The 19,087-nt window shown below is 68.9% G+C and carries 16 protein-coding genes; 8 read left to right on the top strand and 8 right to left on the bottom strand.

What is annotated here, in order from left to right:
• Nucleotides 1-9: 9 nt before the first annotated feature.
• Nucleotides 10-495 (bottom strand): acyl-CoA thioesterase, encoded by a 486-nt coding sequence (locus Aco03nite_RS41560; protein ID WP_203806553.1) that lies wholly within the window; start codon nucleotides 493-495, stop codon nucleotides 10-12.
• 110 nt (nucleotides 496-605) lie between these two features.
• Nucleotides 606-1,679 (bottom strand): alpha/beta hydrolase family protein, encoded by a 1,074-nt coding sequence (locus tag Aco03nite_RS41555; protein WP_203806551.1) that lies wholly within the window; start codon nucleotides 1,677-1,679, stop codon nucleotides 606-608.
• Between the two features lie 117 nt (nucleotides 1,680-1,796).
• Here Aco03nite_RS41555 and Aco03nite_RS41550 point away from each other — a divergent pair, with 117 nt between their 5' ends.
• Nucleotides 1,797-3,989: an ATP-binding protein gene (locus Aco03nite_RS41550; protein ID WP_203806549.1), complete on the top strand. Its 2,193-nt coding sequence runs from the start codon at nucleotides 1,797-1,799 to the stop codon at nucleotides 3,987-3,989.
• A 115-nt stretch (nucleotides 3,990-4,104) separates the two neighbouring features.
• Here Aco03nite_RS41550 and Aco03nite_RS41545 read toward each other — a convergent pair whose 3' ends face one another.
• Nucleotides 4,105-5,100, bottom strand: coding sequence for a hypothetical protein (locus Aco03nite_RS41545; protein ID WP_203806547.1), 996 nt, complete (start codon nucleotides 5,098-5,100; stop codon nucleotides 4,105-4,107).
• Between the two features lie 641 nt (nucleotides 5,101-5,741).
• On the opposite strand from Aco03nite_RS41545, the gene Aco03nite_RS41540 reads away from it, so the two are divergent.
• Together Aco03nite_RS41540 and Aco03nite_RS41535 are read left to right on the top strand one after the other, a co-directional pair.
• Nucleotides 5,742-6,593 carry an alpha/beta fold hydrolase gene (locus Aco03nite_RS41540; protein WP_239145881.1) on the top strand — a complete coding sequence of 284 codons (852 nt, stop codon included), beginning with the start codon at nucleotides 5,742-5,744 and terminating at the stop codon, nucleotides 6,591-6,593.
• 274 nt (nucleotides 6,594-6,867) lie between these two features.
• Nucleotides 6,868-7,635: a hypothetical protein gene (locus Aco03nite_RS41535; RefSeq protein ID WP_203806543.1), complete on the top strand. Its 768-nt coding sequence runs from the start codon at nucleotides 6,868-6,870 to the stop codon at nucleotides 7,633-7,635.
• Nucleotides 7,636-8,222: 587 nt separating this feature from the next.
• On the opposite strand, the gene Aco03nite_RS41530 is transcribed toward Aco03nite_RS41535, so the two are convergent.
• The 3 genes from Aco03nite_RS41530 to Aco03nite_RS41520 are packed head-to-tail and all read right to left on the bottom strand — an operon-like array spanning nucleotide 8,223 to nucleotide 10,990.
• Nucleotides 8,223-8,987, bottom strand: coding sequence for an ABC transporter ATP-binding protein (locus Aco03nite_RS41530; RefSeq protein ID WP_203806541.1), 765 nt, complete (start codon nucleotides 8,985-8,987; stop codon nucleotides 8,223-8,225).
• Nucleotides 8,984-9,925, bottom strand: a complete 942-nt coding sequence (locus Aco03nite_RS41525; protein WP_203806539.1) for an ABC transporter substrate-binding protein — start codon at nucleotides 9,923-9,925, stop codon at nucleotides 8,984-8,986. Before Aco03nite_RS41525 ends, Aco03nite_RS41530 begins: the two co-directional genes overlap by 4 nt.
• A 9-nt stretch (nucleotides 9,926-9,934) precedes the next feature.
• On the bottom strand, nucleotides 9,935-10,990 hold the full coding sequence (locus Aco03nite_RS41520) for a FecCD family ABC transporter permease (protein WP_203806537.1): 1,056 nt from the start codon (nucleotides 10,988-10,990) through the stop codon (nucleotides 9,935-9,937).
• An 81-nt stretch (nucleotides 10,991-11,071) separates the two neighbouring features.
• Between Aco03nite_RS41520 and Aco03nite_RS41515 the strand changes: the two genes are divergently transcribed.
• From Aco03nite_RS41515 to Aco03nite_RS41505, 3 genes are read left to right on the top strand one after another with little or no spacing between them, the layout of a single operon-like run.
• Nucleotides 11,072-12,754, top strand: a complete 1,683-nt coding sequence (locus Aco03nite_RS41515) for an ABC transporter ATP-binding protein (protein WP_203806535.1) — start codon at nucleotides 11,072-11,074, stop codon at nucleotides 12,752-12,754.
• Nucleotides 12,751-14,493 (top strand): ABC transporter ATP-binding protein, encoded by a 1,743-nt coding sequence (locus Aco03nite_RS41510; RefSeq protein ID WP_203806533.1) that lies wholly within the window; start codon nucleotides 12,751-12,753, stop codon nucleotides 14,491-14,493. Before Aco03nite_RS41515 ends, Aco03nite_RS41510 begins: the two co-directional genes overlap by 4 nt.
• A 2-nt stretch (nucleotides 14,494-14,495) precedes the next feature.
• Complete coding sequence (locus tag Aco03nite_RS41505; RefSeq protein WP_203806531.1) at nucleotides 14,496-15,449, top strand: phosphotransferase family protein; 954 nt, start codon at nucleotides 14,496-14,498, stop codon at nucleotides 15,447-15,449.
• Here the strand turns inward: Aco03nite_RS41505 and Aco03nite_RS41500 are convergent.
• Together Aco03nite_RS41500 and Aco03nite_RS41495 are read right to left on the bottom strand one after the other, a co-directional pair.
• Nucleotides 15,428-15,901: a hypothetical protein gene (locus tag Aco03nite_RS41500; RefSeq protein WP_203806529.1), complete on the bottom strand. Its 474-nt coding sequence runs from the start codon at nucleotides 15,899-15,901 to the stop codon at nucleotides 15,428-15,430. The two genes, Aco03nite_RS41505 and Aco03nite_RS41500, sit on opposite strands and share 22 nt — an antisense overlap.
• 50 nt (nucleotides 15,902-15,951) lie before the next feature.
• A complete protein-coding gene (locus tag Aco03nite_RS41495) occupies nucleotides 15,952-17,025 on the bottom strand; it encodes a hypothetical protein (RefSeq protein WP_203806527.1) in 1,074 nt (357 codons plus the stop codon).
• A 98-nt stretch (nucleotides 17,026-17,123) separates the two neighbouring features.
• Here Aco03nite_RS41495 and Aco03nite_RS41490 point away from each other — a divergent pair, with 98 nt between their 5' ends.
• Both Aco03nite_RS41490 and Aco03nite_RS41485 read left to right on the top strand, forming a co-directional pair.
• Nucleotides 17,124-17,690, top strand: a complete 567-nt coding sequence (locus tag Aco03nite_RS41490; RefSeq protein ID WP_203806525.1) for a TetR/AcrR family transcriptional regulator — start codon at nucleotides 17,124-17,126, stop codon at nucleotides 17,688-17,690.
• Nucleotides 17,691-17,890: 200 nt separating this feature from the next.
• Nucleotides 17,891-19,069 (top strand): ROK family transcriptional regulator, encoded by a 1,179-nt coding sequence (locus tag Aco03nite_RS41485; RefSeq protein ID WP_239145880.1) that lies wholly within the window; start codon nucleotides 17,891-17,893, stop codon nucleotides 19,067-19,069.
• Nucleotides 19,070-19,087: the final 18 nt, after the last annotated feature.

The following is a 19,087-nucleotide window of genomic DNA, read 5'->3' as shown; positions in this document are numbered from 1 at the left end:
GAATACCGATCAGGCCTCCAGGGCCTTGCGGAGGGCCAGGCGGTGGGCGCGGCGGATCTCGGCCTGCTGGAAGGCGGTCCGGTCGTCGTCGGTCTCCGGGAGCAGCATCGGCACCGGGCGGGGGTGGCCCTCGTCGTCGACGGCGACCATCACCAGATGTGACGTCGCCACCGTCTCCGGGGGTACCGCGCGGTCCCAGCGGTCGGCGGTCACCCGCACCGCCACCTCCATCGAGCTGCGGCCGGCCCAGGTGATCCGGGCGTCCACGTGCACCACGTCACCGACCCGGACGGCGCGCAGGAACAGCGTCTCGTCCATGGCCGCGGTCACCGCGGGACCGTCGGAGTGACGGGACGCGACCACTCCGGCCGCCGAGTCGATCAGGTTCAGGATGCGGCCGCCGTGGATCGTACCCAGCAAATTGGTCTGGTGTTGATCCATGATCTGCGACAGCGTGAGCTGGGAGGCCGACGGGGGCCGTCCGGGCGTGGTCATGCGGGTCCGTTCCGGAGGAGCAGCGGTTGTTGATCAACACTGTAGATCTCCGGCGGACCCCGGCCCGGCGAGCGTGAGAGACGACTCAGCGCCCCACACGGCCGATGGTGTCAGGGTTGCTGGAACAGCACCTCGGGATTTGCCGGTGTCGGGCCGTCGAGTACCGCCTGGTGGTGACCGCGGAGGTGCTGGTCGAAGAAGGCCGTCACGTACTCGCGGACCAGGTGCACGGTCCGGTCGGCCGGGAGCGGGGTGACGCCGCTGGGGATGCCGGCCTGCTCGGCGATCACCGGGGTGTCGCAGAAGCTGAGGTGACCGGTGCCGGTGACCGAGAGCCACCGCTTCCAGCCGTCCAGCCGGGCCCAGGTGGTGTCCCAGGACGTGTCACGCCCGCCGGGCGCGTGCTCGGTGGTGCCGAGCATCAGGAACGGCCGGCCGTTCAGCCCGGTCTCCGGGAGCGGCTCGAAGAAGGTGCCGTCCATGTTGACCCCGGCCCGCACCCGCGGGTCGGCCATCATCGCCGAGGCGGTGCCGCTGCCACCGATCGAGTGCCCGGCCATGCCGATCCGGGTCCGGTCGATCAGCCGCGCCCACCGCCCTTTCGCCAGCTCGTCCAGCACGAACGAGACGTCCCGGCCGCGGTTCCGGGAGACGGCCGGGAAGGGGATCTCGCCCTCCTCCAGCACCTCGCAGGCGGTGCACTCCAGGGTCCGGCCGCCGGGGAACGCGGTGCCCGACGACTCGTAGGCGTGATCGATCGACGCCACCACGAACCCGTTGCTGGCGAGCTCCTCGGCCAGGTGGGTCTGGGTGTGCCGGTGCAGGGTGAAGCCGGGGGAGAGGACCACCAGCGGATACCGTCCGGCGCGCGGCGGGGCGGACTCGCGCGCCGACGAGCGGGTGCCGCTCAGCGTCGCCGCGTCCACGTACTCACCGACCCCGCGATCGTCGATGAACAGCTGTGCCTCGACCGGGGTGAGGTACCGGGCCGGGCGCCCGGCCGAGGTCTTGGCCGGGTAGTACATCGAGACCATCAGTTCGCGGGCCGTCCCGGGCACCCAGGGATCCTCCCGCCCCCGGTCGGTGAGGTGCAGCACCTCACGGCCCACCGGCAGATCCCCGGTCGGTGCGGGCAGGACGATCAGCGCGGCCGCCGTCACGGCGGTGACCAATATCGACGTCATGCCCGCCAGCCAACCGGAACACCCCGTCGCGGCGCATCAGTCCGGAGTGGAATCCGGGGAGAAATCCAGCATCACCACTACGGGTCCGCTCGGTACGCTTCCCCGGGGGGTGTGATCATGCGGCGGGATCGGGTGACCGTACTGCTGATCATGTGGTCCGGGCTCCTCAGCGCCCTGCTCGCGGTCGCGATCAACGTCGCGACCGGCGGCGATCTGCCCGGGCCGCTGCAACGGTTCGCCTGGCTGGCCTGGCCGATCACCGGCCTGCTGGCCGCCCTGATCACCGTGATCGCCGTCTGGCAGCAGCGCCGCACCCCGGAACCGAGGGACGAAACCGTTCCGGCCCAGCTGCCCGCGCCGCGCCCGCTGCTGGGGCGGGCCGCCGAGATCCGCACCATCGTGGCCGCCGCGCGTGCCAGGACCGGACCGGTACTGATCGCCGGAGTGCCCGGCACCGGGAAGACCGCCCTGGCGCTGCGCGCCGCCCATGATCTGCGCGCCAGGTTCCCCGACGGCCAGCTGCATGCCGACCTGCGAGGTTCGGACCCTTTTCCGGTACGTCCGGAGATGGTGCTCGTCCGCTTCCTGCGAGCCCTCGGCGACCCGGATCCGCAGGGCAGCGTGGACGAGTTGGCGGCCCGGTTCCGTACCGAACTGGCCGGCCGCCGGGTGCTGGTGTTCCTCGATGACGCCGGTACTGATGCCCAGGTCACCCCGCTGCTGCCCGGTGCCTCCGGCGGGTTCGCGCTGGTGACCAGCCGCCGTCAATTGAGCGCACACGGTGGTCGGACGATCCGCCTGGGCGAGTTACCCGCCGCCGATGGGCGGGCTCTGCTGGCCCACGCCGCCGGCCCTGAGCGGATCGCCGCCGACCCCGCCGGAGCTGATCGCATCGTCGCGGCGTGCGCGGGTCTGCCCCTGGCCGTGCAGTTGGCCGGTGCCCGGCTGCGGGCCCGTCCCGACTGGTCACCGGGCGCACTGGCCGACCGTCTCGACGACGAGCAGCGCCGTCTGGGTGAGCTTGCTCAGGGGGAGAGGGCGGTCCGGGGAACCTTTCGGAGCGCGTACGACAGTTTGAATTCCGCGCAGCGGCTGGTTTTCCGCCGGATCGGCGCCCATCCCGGCAAGGTGCTGGGGTTGGGCGCGGCGACCGCTCTCGCCGGCCCTTCTCTCCTCCACCAGGACACTTCCGCGGCGCTGGAGCGGCTGGCTGACGCGATGCTGGTGGAGACCCCGGCCCCGGACCGTTTCCGATTGCACGACCTGCTGCGTCTGTACGCCCGGGAGTTGTTCACCGCCGAGGAGACGGCCGAGGACCGGGACACGTGTGTCGACCGGCTGCTCGCCTGGACTACCGTAAACGTGGGCTCGGCGAACTGGCGTGCCGACGAACTCGACAACGCCCTGGCCACCGTCGACCTGGCCGTCCGCACCGGCCGGCACGAGGCCGCCTGGGATCTGGTCGAAGCCGTCCACCGGCAGCTGACCGTGTCCGGTGATCACGTCTACCGGTTGCCACTGTGGCAGTCCGCCCTGACCGCGGCTTCGGGCGACAACCTCCGGCAGGCGAGGGCCCTGCGCTGGATAGCCCACTCGTACCGGATGGACGATGATCTGGAGTCGTCCCGAACCTTCTCCGAACAGGGTGTGGCCCTGGCCCAAGGCGACCCGAGTGAGGAGGCCCATGCCATCCGCAACCTGGGCGAGACGCTGCGCAGCCTGGGCCGTTTCGATCCGGCCCGGGAGGCGCTGACCAGGGCGCTCGAGGGTTTCCAGGCGCTGGGCGACGCGGGCGAGGAGGTGGAGGTGAGGGCATCACTGGGCGGCCTCTACAACGACGTCCGCCGCCCGGCCGAGGCCTTGGCAGTCCTGGAGCCGGCGCTGCCGTTGCTGTCGCCCGAGGAACGCCCGATCCACGCGTGGATCCACCTGGCTTTCGCGGTCTCCTACCAGTTGTCCGGCCGGGAACCCGAGGCGACAGCCGAATGCGAGCTGGCCATCACGATAGGCGAACGGCTGGGAGACGCCTTCGTCCTGGGATACTGCCACCAGGAGCGGGGTTGGCAGGCGTTCGCCCAAGGCGACCACGACCGGGCCACCCACCATTTCCGCCAGATGCGCACCCTGCTGGAGAAGGCACGCTCCGGCACCGGAGTGGCCTCAGCCGACGAGGCGCTGGGCACGATCGCGCAGGCCCGGGGCCGCCACCGAGAGGCAACCCGCCACTTCAACGAGGCAATAGCCCACTTCGAACGCCTGGGCGACACCACCAGAGCCACCCAGGCCAGATCCCGCCGCGCAGCTCCCTGACCCGAACACCTCTCCACGGCCGCACCCGGACGCCGGTCCAGTTTCCAGCAGTGCCTGGTGAGTGATCGCTGGGTTCAGGCTTCGTTGTCTGCGCGCGCTGAACGAGCGTCCGATTCTAGGACTTGAGGAAAGATTCCACGGTGTTCGGTCCAGCCCATTGGGAAATCGGCGTATAACCGAGGATCGTTCCGCCCGTGCTGAGCCAGCCGATGCCGAGTACGTGAGCTGAGCTGAGAGAGACGGCGTCCAGTTCAGACGACGACTTTGATTCAGAGGCCGGTAGCACGTATTCCGCGCCGTTGTGGGCAGGACTGTTCGAGGTGAACTCGTCGCCGACACTGAGTTTCCCGCCGGTCCATTTGATGCTGTGCTCTTTGCCGGCCACCGTTACCGCCCGGCCGTCGTTGTCGAAGCCGACACAGTAAAGGTGCCAATGGGCCGGCACCTCAGGAATGGCCTTCTGGTCGACCCGGTAGATGTCCGCAGCGAACGATGAGTTCATGACCAGTACGAGGCTGTCGGGTGCGTTGGCGAGGTCAACGACGTCGGAGCCCTCGTTGCGGATCCCGACTCGGACATCAACGAGGGTGGCATCGATGTCTTCCTTGTTCTCGGCCCGGCTGATCCACGAGTTGTAGTGCTGGACGGTTATCCGGATCGGCCCGTTACGCCACCTGGCGTAGTACTCGCTGAGCGATGCCGGCGCGGGTGACGGTGACATCGACGGTGAGGGAGCAGCAGTGGCCGGTTGCGAGGTCGGCCGAGTGCCTTCGTCGCGGTTGTCGTCGGATTTCTTGTCGTTGGTAGTCGTTGCCGCTGCGATCGCAAACAGGGTGAGTGCTCCGATCACGCTGAAGGCGAGCAGGGCTTGCCGGCGAGGCTGGGTGGATCGTGTGACCGGTCCGGCCGCAGTGCTGGTGCTGGACGGCACTGCCGCATCCTTCCCCAGAAGCAGCCGGCCGAAGGCGACACTGATTGCCAGAAAGACCGCTCCGGCGATGGAGAAGGCGCCCAGACTGCCGATCTGCTCGGCGATCAGGTTGGAGGCGATGGCAAGCAGAACGTCGATGATAGCCAGAGCCACAAATCCACGGCGCCGATCGTCCTCCAAAGTGGCACCAGCCCTTCTCTAGGGACTTCGATTGTGTTTGCTGAGATGGGCGATCGCCACCACGGTTCAGTTGGTCCTGACAGTCGAAAGGGCCAGGGTTTCCGGCACATTTCATGATAAATATTCGTTTATGCTGGACGCCGGTTTCTTGTTTTGCGAAAGATGGCGTTCCCAGACCGTAGGCGACATTGGCATCCATCTTCGGCTGCGCTTGGGTCAGCCGCTTGACGTTCAAGTCAGCGCCTAGGACTGCCGATCATCAGAGCACAAGGCTGCGACATGGCCGTACCTCAAGAACCCGATCGTGGGAGGCACTGATGGGTTTGTCAAGCCGGGAATGCCCTGACTGTGGTCGCGGTGTCCGCGAACCGTTCGAGAAGACGGTCACGGGACGTGAAGTCTGCCCAGACTGCGCGCACGCCCTATTTACGGGCTCCGCCGCGGGTGCGGTCACCGGGGATTTCGGATCCGGCTACGGGGTCTGGGCGATGCTCATGCGCAAGATCAGACGCTCCGGTTGAGCGAGTCTGCAAAGCCATGAGGCATCGACGTAGAGCCGGGGTCTGCTCGGATGAATGATCGAACATTGTCGCTACTTGGCTGTCCGTCGTTGTGGGGGTGCAGAGAGTAACGTCCATGTCGTGGAGGGGTTTTCCCGCGACGGCATGCGGTTCGGCGTGTTGGATGAAGGGCCGGTGGGGGCGGAGATTGTCGTGCTTCTGCACGGGCTTCCGCAGAGTGCGCGATCGTGGGTCGGGGTTACCCGGCCGCTGGTTGCGGCTGGCTACCGGGTTATTGCGCCTGATCAACGCGGTTACGATCCGCGGGCTCGGCCTCGGGCTCGGTGGGCCTATCGGCTCGGGGAACTTGTGGCTGACGTTGTGGCTCTTGTTGATGCTGCCGGGGCTGAGCGGATTCATCTGGTCGGCCATGACTGGGGTGGCGGGGTGGCGTGGATGGTCGCCGCCATGAGGCCGGAGCGTCTGCATACTTTGACCGCTGTTTCTGCGCCGCATCCTCGGGCGGTGGTGGCGGCCTTGGTGAGCAGTCGGCAGTTCTGGCAGGCTTGGCATGTCGGGTTTTTTCAGGTGCCCTGGCTTCCTGAGGCTGCCGTTCGGGCTCGGGGTGGCCGGCTTGCGGTGGCGATGCTCGAGCGGTCCGGTCTCGGCGCCGACCTGGCGCGGGAGTATGCCGATCGGCTCATCGGCGATCCGGGCGGCCTGGCCGGCGCGTTGCGGTGGTACCGCGCCATGCCGCTCGACACCTTCGTCGGGCTCAGGGCCGGGGCGGTCCACGTCCCGACCACCTATGTCTGGAGTACCGGCGACATCGCCATCGGGCGGCGAGCCGCGGAGCTGACCAGCCGGTGGGTGACGGGGCCGTTCGACTTCAAGGTGCTCGACGGCGTTTCGCACTGGATTCCCGAACAGGCGCCGCACGAACTCGCCTCGTACATTGTGGAGCGGATCAGAAGTACCTCGCCAACGACCTGAGGAAACGTTGTCTACGTATGTCGAGTTTGTTGATCATCCGCACCATCCGTCGGCAGACGTGCGGATCTGCCGCAGTTCGTAAGTTCTCGCAAACTCACGAAGATCATCTTTTTGCAAAAGGCTCAGTGGCGGAGAAATTTAGGATCAACGTAGTCCGAGGTCATACGCGAATCGATCTTGCGTCCTGGCTTGATAGTTGACTCCATCGATATCCTTGGGCGGTGCTGGTGTCGGGCCGCCGTGGAGTCTGTCAGTGACTGGATTAGGAGTTTTGGTGAGATTGACCAGATCCGTAATGGGGGTTCCGCAGAACTGGCAACTAGCGATTGCTACTTGGTGCATTGCCACGATTCTTGGATTGCTCGGTATCGCGGTGTCGGTATCAAACAGTAATCAAGTACTGGTGCTCAGGTTGGCTAGCATCGCCCTCGGCCTCACTGCGGTAATTTTTCTGATATCAGCATTCTGTCGTGCACTGGTTCTGGTGCGCCGCATGCCGCTAGGGGGTCGGCAACTGCCTGGCCTCCAGGTTGGAGTTCATGGTTCACGGTGGGCGTCGAGTAGTCGGGACATAGCTGATGCTCACCAGTTTCTGGAATCCTTCCTGCCGTACGATCCGCCTTCGCTGGCGCTGATGAAGACGCTTCACCGTCATAACTCCCTGACCACGCGTTTGATTGAAAGGAAAGTTGGCGCCCGTCGCGAGTTGGTCGGAATGCTTGTGGTGGCTCCCCTCAAGAAGGGGGCGGTGAAGGATTTTCGCGATAGTAAAATCATCGACGTTTCGGATATTGGTATCGTAAAATGCATACCCAAATCATGGCTGCGCCCGTATGGTATGTACATTGGAGGAGTCGCCGGGAAGGGGCCGGCAGCGAGAGCTTGGGTACTGAGCTTCATCGAACTTCTTGCTCAACAAACTGGAGTGCAACACGTCTTCGCTCGGCCGGCGAGTCCCGACGGGCTTCGGGTACTGAAGGCATCAGGCTTTTCCCAACTCCCGCATCCCAGCCCTTTCTGGCATATTGAACTTCCGGTGTAGGGCGATGCGGTACTCCATTCTCTACTGTTCGGTCATACGGCCGTCGTCGCCTACCTCTTCTCAAGGTCAAGGTGGAAAACGCTGGGCTGCGCTGGCCGCGTTCATGGTGCCCACAACGCCGAAGGTGAGGTTGGGCCGAGGCTCTACCGACACGCGACGCAGTAGCTGGCCGTAGAGCCAATCCACGTCCAGTCCGGTCGCTGCGGTTCGCCCCTTGGCCTCGCAGTCAAAGCGGGCCGTGCTCGGGCTATCGCGGAGGGGCGACCGCACTCGTGAAATCCGAGAGTGTGGTCGTTCGGCAGTAGTGCTGCAGATCTCCACCTCGGTGACCACCGCATCCGGCCCGGAACCCGCGGGGAAATCGCGACCAAAAGCCCACCACACGCGGCAGCCACGAGACTCGCCGTTGCGTTTGGGGACCATTCGTCCGTACAAAAGTGGGTTCTAAAAGACCGCAACGGGCGATGCTTTCAGCCGTGCAAGGTATTGGGGCGGCGGTGGCCAACGGAGGGATCAAGCCTGACCATCCGGAGTGGGCTACCGCCGCCCCAGCCCCGTCCCCCTCAAGGTCATCAAACCCACCCGCATCACCCCTCGTCGTTGGGGTGGAAGAGCAGGTGGAGGTGGCCGTCGAGTTCGATGCGGTGGATGCCGATGCCGTAGACCGGTTCCAGGATCTTGGGTTCCAGGACTTCGGATACGGTTCCGGCGGCTACCACTCCGCCGTCGCCGAGGAGGATCAGGTCGTCGCAGTAGCGGGCTGCCAGGTTCAGGTCGTGCAGGACCACGATGGAGCAGGTGCCCAGGCCGTGTACCAGGCGCAGGATCTCGTGCTGGTAGCGGATGTCCAGGTGGTTGGTGGGCTCGTCCAGCAGCAGGTGGGTGGCCTCCTGGGCGAGCGCCCTGGCGATCAGGACCCGCTGGCGTTCGCCGCCGGACAGGCCGGCGAACGAGCGGGCGGCCAGGTGGGCGGCGCCTACGCGGGTCAGGCAGCGGGCCGCCACCTCGTGGTCCTTGGCGCCGGCCCGCTGGAAGGTGGACAGGTGTGGGCCTCGGCCCAGCAGCACCATCTCGGCGACGGTCAGGGCGGTGTCGCCGGTGGTCTCCTGGACCACCACGGCCATCCGGCGGGCTGATTCACGCGGCGCGAGGGACGGCAGCGGGTCGCCGTCGATCGTGACCTGGCCGGTGGGGCTGCGCAGGGCGCCGTAGAGCAGGCGCAGCAGGGTGGTCTTGCCGCTGCCGTTCGGGCCGATCAGGCCGAGCAGCCGGCCGGGGCGGGCGGTGACGCCCACCCCGTCGATCACGGGGTTGGCGCCGTAACGCCAGGACACCCCTTCGGCTTCGATCACGGGAAACGCTGCACGATCTTCTCGAGGCCGTCGATGGACAGCGGGGTGGGCGGTTCGGTGAAGTTGAACAGCTGGGTCATCACGTTGCCGTTCTGGACTGCTTTGAGCTTGTCGGCGCCGGGCAGTGCGGTGATCGCCTGCTCGACGGCCTTGGCGTCGCCGTCGGGGTAGAGCAGGATCAGCACGTCGGGGTTGCGGCCGAGCAGCTCCTCCAGGGTGACCTCGAAGACCCGCTCGGGGCTGTCGCCGAAGACGTTGGTGAAACCGGCCGCCTCCAGCTGCGGGTGGGCCATGCTGGTCGAGCCGTAGGCGTAGGTGACGCCGCCACCGACGGTCGGGTAGAGGACGGCCGCCGTGCGCTGGGTCGCCGGTTTGGTGATCTTGTCGAGGCGGGCCTTGAGGGCGGTGACGGCGGTGGCCGCCTCGGTCTCCCGCCCGAAGACCTTTCCGTAGCTCTCCATCTGCTTGAAGATGTCCTCGAACGTCGGGACGGCTGTCGCGTTCTTGCACATCGCCGGTTCTTCGAGCAGCGGGATGCCGACGCTGGCGAGCGAGTCGCGGGACAGGTTGTCGACCTCGCCGAGCACCAGGTCGGGGGTCTGGGCGATCACGACCTCCTTGGAGATCTGCAGGTGGCCGCTGGTGTCGTGTTCGTCGGTGAGCAGCGGGATCCTGTCGATCTCGGCCTGGGTGGCGGCGTCGTAGTAGTCCTTCGGGTACTGCCCGGCGCGGGCGACGACCTTGTCCATGACGCCGAGGGAGTGCAGGTACGGCACGGCGGCGCTCTTGAGCATCACGATCCGTTCGGGCGCCTTCTCGAAGGTGACGTCGACGCCGCAGTTGCTGATCGTGAGGCCGCCGGACTTCTCGGAGGCCGCGGGGGTGGTGCTGCACGCCGCCAGGGTCAGGAGGAGCAGGGGGATGAGGGCCTTTTTCATGGTGGCCTTTCAGGAGGAGTGCAGTCGGCGGATCAGGATCAGGAGGAACGGTGCGCCCAGCAGGGAGGTGATGATGCCGATCGGGATCTCCTGCGGGGCGAGCAGCACGCGGGCGATGACGTCGGCCCAGACCAGCAGGATCGCGCCGAGCAGGGCGGAGATCGGGACGACGCGGACGTGGGGGGCGCCGACGATGCGGCGGGCCAGGTGCGGGACGACCAGGCCGACGAAGCCGATGCTGCCGGCGGCGGAGACCAGGACGCCGACGCAGAGCGAGACGAGGATCAGCAGGCGCATCCGGAAGCGGTCGGGGGAGACGCCGAGGGTGTGTGCGGTCTCGTCGCCGACGGCCAGGACGTCGAGGCGGCGGCCGAGGATCGTCAGGTAGGCGATGGTGCCGAGGATCACGACGGCGGCGACCGCGAGGAGGGCGTCCCACTGGGCCAGGCCGAGGGAGCCGAGCAGCCAGAACATCACTGAGCGGGAGCCTTCGGCGCTGTTGGAGGCGAAGATCAGGAAGCTGGTGGTGGCGTAGAGGGCGTAGCCGACGGCGACGCCGGCCAGCAGCAGCCGCATGGAGGTGATCCGGCCGCCGGTGCGGGCGATCGCGAAGACCAGCAGCGATGCGGCGAGGGCGCCGAGGAAGGCGCTGGTGGAGAGCGCGTACTGGCCGAAGCCGGCGCCCGCGCCGAAGAGCAGGGCGGCGGCGGCTCCGCTGGAGGCGCCGGAGTTGATGCCCAGCAGGTACGGGTCGGCGAGCACGTTGCGGACCATGGCCTGCAGGGCGACGCCGCAGACGGCGAGCCCGGCTCCGACCAGCAGTCCGAGGACCACCCTGGGGAGCCGGACCTGCCAGACGATGGCCTGCTCGGGTGGGGTCCATGTCACGTCGCCGATGCCGAGCCCCTGGTGCAGGATGATGCGGGCGACCGTGACCGGGTCGATGCCGATCGCGCCCGTGCCGACGGCGACCAGTGCGGTCACCACCAGTCCCGTGGTCAGGGCCACCAGCCAGAGGGCCGTCCGGCGTCGTCGTGTCTCGACGCCGAGCAGATCCGTTGCCACCCGCAGCTCCTAGGTTGTTGCAAAGTATGTGCAGCAACGTACCATCATGATCAATGTTGATCGAAGGGGCTGTGTGACGGCATGTTCAACCGAAGACTCCTCGGTCTGGCCGCCCCGCGCCGTGCCGGGATCGCCGCACTGGTCCTGATCGGACTGGCGATCACCGCCACCTACGCGGGCCAGGGGCTGCTCATCGCCCAGGTCCTCGGCGGCGGGCTGTCCGTCGCCGCGGTGGCCGGGATCATCGCCCTGCAGGCGGCCCGCGCCGGACTGCTCTGGGCCCGCGAGGTCGCCGCCACCACGGTCGCCGCCCGGATCAAGGACGCCCTGCGTGACCGGCTGCTGGCGAAACTGTTCGCCCTCGGCCCCGGCTGGACCACCGGCACCCGCACCGGCCGGGTCCAGTCCACCGTGGTCGACGGCGTCGAGTCGATGGAGGGCTACTTCGCGAACTTCCTGCCCCAGCTGATCTCGTCGCTGATCGGCGCGACCGTGCTGATCACGTACGTCTGGGTGCTCGATCCGGTCGTCGGGGCCACCGTCGCGGCCTGCGCGGTCCTGGTCGGCGCCGCCCCGCGGATCTCCCGGCGGCTGATGAGCGCGCCCCTGGCGACGTGGTTCACCGGCTACCGGGCGCTCTACGCCGACACCCTCGACGCGCTGCAGGGCATGGTCACGCTCAAGGGCATCAACGCGCACCGCCGCCGCGGCGAGCAGATGGCCGCCCAGTCCGCCGAGTTCGCCGTCACCTCCACCCGGCTGACCGCCGCGGTCGCCTCCTACGAGGTCGTCGTCGGTCTCGCCGCCGGAGCCGGCACCGGCCTGGCCGTCGGCGTCGGCGCGCTGCGCACCGCGAACGGCCTGCTCGACATCGGCACCCTGCTGATCATCCTGCTGCTGTCGCGGGAGTGTTTCCGGCCGCTGACCGACCTGAGCCGGGCGTTCCACGGCGCCTACCCGGGCCTGGCGGCCGCCGACGGCGTCTTCGAGCTGCTGGACTCACCGCAGGCGATCCGGTCCGGGTCGTCGCCGATCATTTCCGGGCCTGCTGAGGTACGCCTGGACAAGGTCACCTTCGCGTACGTCCCCGGCACCCCCGCCCTGACCGACGTCACGTTCACCGCGGCGGCCGGCCGCACCACCGCCATCGTCGGCCACTCCGGCGCCGGCAAGAGCACGGTCATCGCCCTGCTGCTGCGGTCCTTCGACCCGTCCACCGGCCGGGTCCTGATCAACGACGTCGACATCGCGCGGATGAACCTGGACGAGATGCGCGCCCTGGTGTCGGTGGTCTCCCAGGACACCTACCTGTTCCACGGCACCGTCCGGGACAACCTGCTGCTCGCCCGGCCCGGCGCCGACCACACCGACGTCGAACGGGCCGCCCGGGACGCCGCCGCCCACGACTTCATCACCGCACTACCGGAAGGCTACGACACCATGATCGGCGAACGCGGCACCCGGCTGTCCGGCGGCGAACGCCAGCGCATCGCGATCGCCCGCGCCCTGCTCAAGGACGCGCCGATCCTGGTCCTCGACGAGGCCACGTCGGCGATCGACTCCGCCAACGAGGCGACCATCCAGCAGGCCCTCGCCCGGCTCGCCGAGCACCGGACCACCCTGGTCATCGCCCACCGCCTGTCCACCGTCCGCGACGCCGAACACATCGTGGTCCTCGACGACGGGCGGGTGGCCGAACAGGGGCCGCCGGATCGGCTACTGGCCGCCGAAGGCGCCTACCACCGGATGGCCGGTGCGGCATGACCGAGACCTTCACCCGGCTGCGCACCATGCTGTTCCTGCTGCGCGCCCACCGGCTGCTGCTCGCCGCCGCGATCGGCTCCGGCGCCCTCAACCAGGTCCTGACGATCGCCGGGGCGGCCGTCGGCGCGTACCTGGTCGGCCTGGTCGCCACCGGCGCCGGCACCGACCGGCTGATGCCGTGGTTCTGGCTGCTGGTGGTGCTGATCCCGCTGCGGGCGATCACCCCGTGGCTGGACAACACGCTGTCGCACACGATGGCGTTCCGGGCGCTCGCCGACACCCGCACCCGCGTGCACGCCGCCTTCGAACGTCTCGCCCCGGCCGGTCTGGCCGGGCGGCGCAGCGGGGACCTCGGCACCGCGATGGTCGCCGACGTGGAAGCGCTCGAGGTGTTCTTCGCCCATACGCTCAGCCCGCTGGTCGTCGCGGTCGTCGTGCCGTTCAGCACGCTCGTCGCACTCGGGCTGGTTCACCCCGTACTGCCGCTGGTGGTCCTTCCGATTCTGATCGCCGTCGCCTCGGTCCCGATGTGGCTGGCCCGCCGCGCCCGCAACCAGGGCGACGGGGTCAAGGGTGCCGTCGCGGAGGTGGCGGCCGAAACCGTCGACGCGGTTCAGGGATTGCGGGAACTCGCTGTCTTCGGCGCCACCGGGCGGCAGCGGGACCGGATCGCCTCAGCCGTCGGGCGGCTTCGTGGGGTGCAGCGTTCGCACGCCGGCCGTGGCGGAGTGGAGAAGGCGGCCATCGATACGCTGGTCACCGCCGGGGTGGTCGCCGTGCTCGCCACCACCGCCGTGCTGACCGCCGACGGGCGGATGGATGCGGCACTGTTTCCGGTGGCGGTGGTGCTCGCCGCGTTCTCGTTCACGCCGGTCACCGTGGTCGCCGAAGTCGCCAAGGACCTCAACCTGGCCGCCGCGGCCGCCGCCCGGGTCGCCGCGCTGCTGGCTCTGCCGTCTCCGGTGCCGTTCGTCGACGGCCCGGCTCCCGCTCTCGCCGGCACCGGCGTCGCTTTCCGCGACGTCGCCTTCCGCTACGGCGAGGGCCTGCCACTCGCGGTTTCCGGGCTCGACTTCGACATTCCTTCCGGTACGAGTGTGGCGCTCGTCGGGCATTCGGGCGCCGGGAAGTCGACCACCGCACATCTGCTGCTCCGGTTCCAGGACCCGGTGCAGGGGGTGGTGTCGATCGGTGGGGTGGATCTGCGGGATCTTCCGCTGGAACGGTTGCGGGAACTCGTCGCGTTCGTGCCCCAGGATCCGTACCTCTTCCACGGCAGCATCGCCGCGAACCTGCGCCTGGCCCGACCGGCGGCGACCGATGCCGATCTGGAGCGGGCGGCCCGTGCCGCGGGCGCGCACGACTTCGTGACCGGGCTGCCGGACGGCTACGACACCACCGTCGGGGAGCGTGGCACCCGGCTGTCCGGTGGCCAGCGTCAGCGGATCGCCCTGGCCCGGGCGCTGCTCACCGACGCGCCGGTGCTGGTCCTGGACGAGCCGGTGTCGAACCTGGACGCCGAGACCGAACGGGTGCTGGCCGACGCGATGTCCGGCATCATCGCCGGCCGCACCACCCTGATCATCGCCCACCGCCTGTCCACCATCCGCACCGCGGACCGGGTGGTGGTCCTGTCCGGCGGCCAGGTGGCCGAATCCGGCACCCACGACGCCCTGCTGGCCGCGGACGGCGCCTACGCCCGGCTGGTGGACGCCCAGCTGAGTGCCCGGGCCGGGTAGTCGTGACCCGGCCGGACGACATCGACGCGGCTGCTGTCGGCGCGCTCCTGGGGCGGATCTTCGGCCGTTCCGTGCCGGTGACCTGGCGGCGGACCCCGGACGGCGTCTCGACGCCGGTCTACCGGATCGAGCGCGGGCCGGAGGTCTTCTATCTGCGGGTCGCCGAGGGCGCCGGCGAGAACCTCGAAACGGATGCCGTCCTGCACCGGCGTCTGCGGGCGCTCGGCGTCCAGGTCGCCGACGTCGTCCATGTGGAGCCCTTCGACGCGGGCATCGGGCGTTCGGTGATGGTCACCACCGAAGTCCCCGGCGTGCCGGTGGGGGAGATCGCCGATCCGGTGCTCGCGGCCTCGGTCGTCGAACGGGCCGGTGCCGATCTCGCCGTCATCAACCGGATCCCGGTCGACGGGTTCGGCTTCGTTCGCCGGGACGGTTCCGACTGGCCCCTGCACGCTGAGTATCCGCGGTACGACGAGTTTCTGGTGTCGTACCTTCCGCAGCCGTGGCCCGGGCCGCTGGGTTCGCTGTTCGACCGGGCCGAGATCGGCGTCTTCGAAGACCTCGTCTCGCACGAGCGCGCCGCCCGGCGGACGGCGGCGGTGCTGTCGCACGGCGACTTCGACCTGACGCAGATCTTCTGCGCCGCCGGCCGCTACACCGGCCTGATCGACTTCGGCGAGATCCGGGGCACCGACCCCCTGTTCGACCTCGGCCACTTCCACCTGTGGAACCAGGAATCCAGTCCGGCTCTGCTACGCGGCTACCAGCGGGTCCAGCCCCTGCCTCCCGGCTACGAGGACGACATCCGCCACGGCGCGATCCTGCTCGCGCTGCGCCAACTCTGCCGCTGGCTCGGACCCCCGCTGAGCCGCCCCCTCGCACACCCCGCCATCACCCACCGCACCCACCGCATCCGGCAACTGATGGGAGGCGTCTACAGCGCGAGAGGGCGGTAGGCGAGTGCGGCGTCCACCAGTTGTTCGGCGGTGGGATCGGGGCCGAGGTCGGTGGGCGGGTCGAAGATCAGTGACGCGGCGTGCGGCATGGTGAGGTTGGTTTCGAACAGCAGCGTGTACCAGTCGGCGTCCGGGTCGTCGCTCTGCGGGCCGAGGCCGGCCATGATGCGGCAGGCGATCTCGATCAGCTCCTCCCTGGTGATGTCCGGGACACGTGGGTGGACCGGGCGGGCCACCAGGTGGGCAAAGGTCCAGGCGCTACCCCAGTTGTCGTACGTGTGGAAGTCGTGCGCGGTCAGTTCCGTCCCGGTGTCGGCGTTGAACGCGGCGATCGCGTCCTGGTAGGGCTCCCCACGGTCCATCAGCCCGGCGATGTGCTCGACCGTGGCGGCGATCCCGGCGATCCGTTCCGGGTCGACGGGCGGCGGCAGCAACTCGCGGCGCAGAACCATGCCCGGCATTCTGCCCTATCGGTTTGACCCGATCGCGAGGCCGATTCTGATCACTCCTTGAAACTGTAGTAGACGTAATAGCCGGGGCGGCCACGCTCGTAGATCGTGTGCAGCCACGGCTGCCGGACCTCGGGCAGGCGGGCCAGGGTGGTGAGGAAGATCTGGCCGTCCGGGGGCAGACGCCTGTCCGGGAGCTGCTCCGGCAGGGCGTCGGGCAGGAGCGGCACCGACCGCAGGGCCGGCTTGGGGACGCGGTCCAGGGCCAGGTGCCGCCACGCCTCCCAGGCCAGCGGGATCGGCCTGGACGAGGACGAGGACGAGGCGGGCGCCGGCCACCACTGGCCGGTCTGCGGATGGACCGGGACCAGGATCAGGTCGCCGTCGGCGGGCGGTAGACCGGGTCCGGCCAGGACGAGGGTGCGCTCCGGGGCAGCCGGGCCACCGACCAGGAGACGGTCCAGGACGGGCCGGAGGATCTCGGCTACCTGCCGGTCCGGGTACCGGATCGGGCCGCCGCCGGAACCGGCCAGCAGGTGGGCCAGGGCCACCGCGACGGTGGCCGTCCACACCGGGTGCCACCCGCCGTCCGGTTCGGTCGGTGGGATGCCGGGGCACTGATCGACAAGGTCGGCCCAGTCGAGCAGCGGGTGCGGGCCACGACCGGATTCGATCACCTGTGTGGCCGATGGGTCGAGCCACACCGCCTGTGGATAGCCGCAGTCGTCGACGCGGCTGGCCACCAGGCTCCCGCAGCCGGTGCAGAGCATGTTGGGTTCGCTGCCGGACAGGCCGCAGCAGCCGTATTCGCCGGCTCGGGCCGGGTCGAGGGTGGTGTCGCGGACGTCGCCGGGTGCGAGCAGCACCCGGCCGGCCGGTCCGTCCGAGACGCGGAGCCTCGGCGCGTACCAGCCCAGACTCTCGGCTTCGCCGGGATCGAGTTCCGCCCACTTGCGGAATGGTGGACCGGACGGCAGCGGATCCACCGCGAACGTGCCGGGTTCCAGGGCCGGGGCGAGCGAGCCCGGCCCGTTGGTGGACTGCTGCGACGCGTGGGCGGGCAGAACCACCTCCGATACCGGGACCGTCAATGCGGTCCCGCAGGTACGGCAACCGAAAACCGTCATACACACTCCGTCCGTCCGGGAAACACTGCCTGCATGATTCCGGACGCCTGCCGTGTACGCCGAGCGGGTACCACCGCGGGCCGTGGGATGATCGGCGGATGAGCACCCCGCGCCGCCGATCGGACGTCGAACGTAATGAAGGCGCGCTGCTGGAGGCTGCCGCGGCCGTGTTCGCCGCCTCGGGGGTGAACGCTCCGGTGCGGGAGGTCGCGGCGGCCGCCGGAGTCGGGGTGGGCACCCTCTACCGGCACTTCCCGAGCCGTTCCGACCTGGTCGTCGCGGTCTACCGGCATCAGATCGAGTCGCTGGCCGAGACGGGTGACGCCGGGGCGGACCCGTTCACCGCCATTCTGGGCTGGATCCACCGGTTCGTCGACTTCCTCGACACCAAGCACGGGCTCGCCCGGGTCTGGACCGGGGACGACGCCGGGTTCACCGCCCTGCACACCCTGTTCGTCGACCGTCTCGTCCCGGTGCTGACCGCGATGCTGGACGAGGCCCGTGCCGCCGGTCAGGTGGTCGCCCCGATCACGGCGTACCAGCTGATCCGTGCCGTCGGAGACCTCGTGGCCTGGGCTCCGGAAGACCCCGATTATGACGTACGCCAGATGGTGACCCTGCTCGTCAGCGGCCTGCGCCAGCTCCAGCCCGACCGGACGGTGTGACGCCTCCGGGACTCCACTGACGACGAGACCGGCCCGTTCGCTGTTGCGGACGGGCCGGTTTTGGCTACGGCGTGACCCTCTTTCGCAGAATCAAGCAAAAGTTGATGCTGATCCATGTGAAGCTATGGACACCTCCATCGATGACTTCTACTGTGTGTCGCACGTAACAAGGCCGTCACATTCTGTCGAGGAGGCTCTGCGTGCGTACGTCCGTTGATCCGCCCTACCTGCGCCTTCTGCAGATGCTGCGGGACGAGGGGCCCATCTCCCGGGCCGAACTCGCGGACCGACTCGAACTCACCCGGCCCCGGCTGCTCGCCGAGGTGGAACGCCTGGTCGCCGCCGAATACGTCGCCGAAGCCGGGATGGCCGCCTCCCGCGGCGGGCGCCGCTCCACACTCGTCGAACTGCACCCGCGACTGCGGTTCGCCGCCGTCGACCTGGGCGCCAGTTCGATCGACGTCGAGGTCACCAACGGGCGTCTGGAACCGGTCGCCGCCTACACCGAGGCCGCCGACATCCGCTCCGGGCCCAAGCACATCCTGCACCGGGTCAGCGAACTGCTGGCCAAGGCGCGGATCGACGGCGCCTACGACCGGCTCGACGGCATCGGCATCGGCGTGCCCGGCCCGGTCAGCTTCCGCGACGGGGTTCCGGTCTCGCCGCCGATCATGCCGGGCTGGGACCGATTTCCGGTCCGCGAGTTGGTGACCCGCGAGCACGGATGCCCGACCGTGGTCGACAACGACGTGAACATCATGGCGATCGGTGAACGGCACGGGGGAGTGGCGCACAGCGTCGACGACTTCCTGTTCATCAAGATCGGCACCGGGATCGGCTGCGGCATCCACCTCAACGGTGACGTCTACCGGGGCACCGACGGCTGCGCCGGGGACATCGGCCACATCCAGGTCGACCCGAACGGCCCGGTCTGCTCGTGCGGCAACACCGGCTGCCTGGAAGCCCTGTTCAGCGGGGTCGGCCTGGCCCGCGACGCGACGGCCGCCGCCCGCTCCGGGACCTCGCCCGCCCTCGCCGAACGCCTCACCGCCGGTCCGCTCACCGCCCGGGACGTCGCCGACGGCGCGGCCGAGGGGGACGTCACCTGCATCCAGTTGATCCGCGACGGCGGCCACCGGATCGGATCGGTGCTCGCCTCGCTGGTCAGCTTCTCCAACCCGTCGATGATCGTGATCGGGGGCGGGCTGGCCCAGCTCGGGCACCTGCTGCTGGCCGAGATCCGCAGCGCGGTCTACCGCCGCTCCCTGCCGCTGGCCACCGGAAACCTGCCGGTCGTCCTCTCCGAGTTGGGCAGCCGGGCCGGCGTCACCGGCGCGGCGGTCCTGGCCAGCCACGTCGCCTTCGAGCAGGCGTCATGAAAAATCCTGAAAAATCGG

It is taken from the genome of Actinoplanes couchii (assembly GCF_016862075.1).
GTDB classification, from domain to species: domain Bacteria; phylum Actinomycetota; class Actinomycetes; order Mycobacteriales; family Micromonosporaceae; genus Actinoplanes; species Actinoplanes couchii.
The sequence above is the reverse complement of the archived record's forward strand: the minus strand, read 5'-3'. Positions and strand labels throughout refer to the sequence as shown.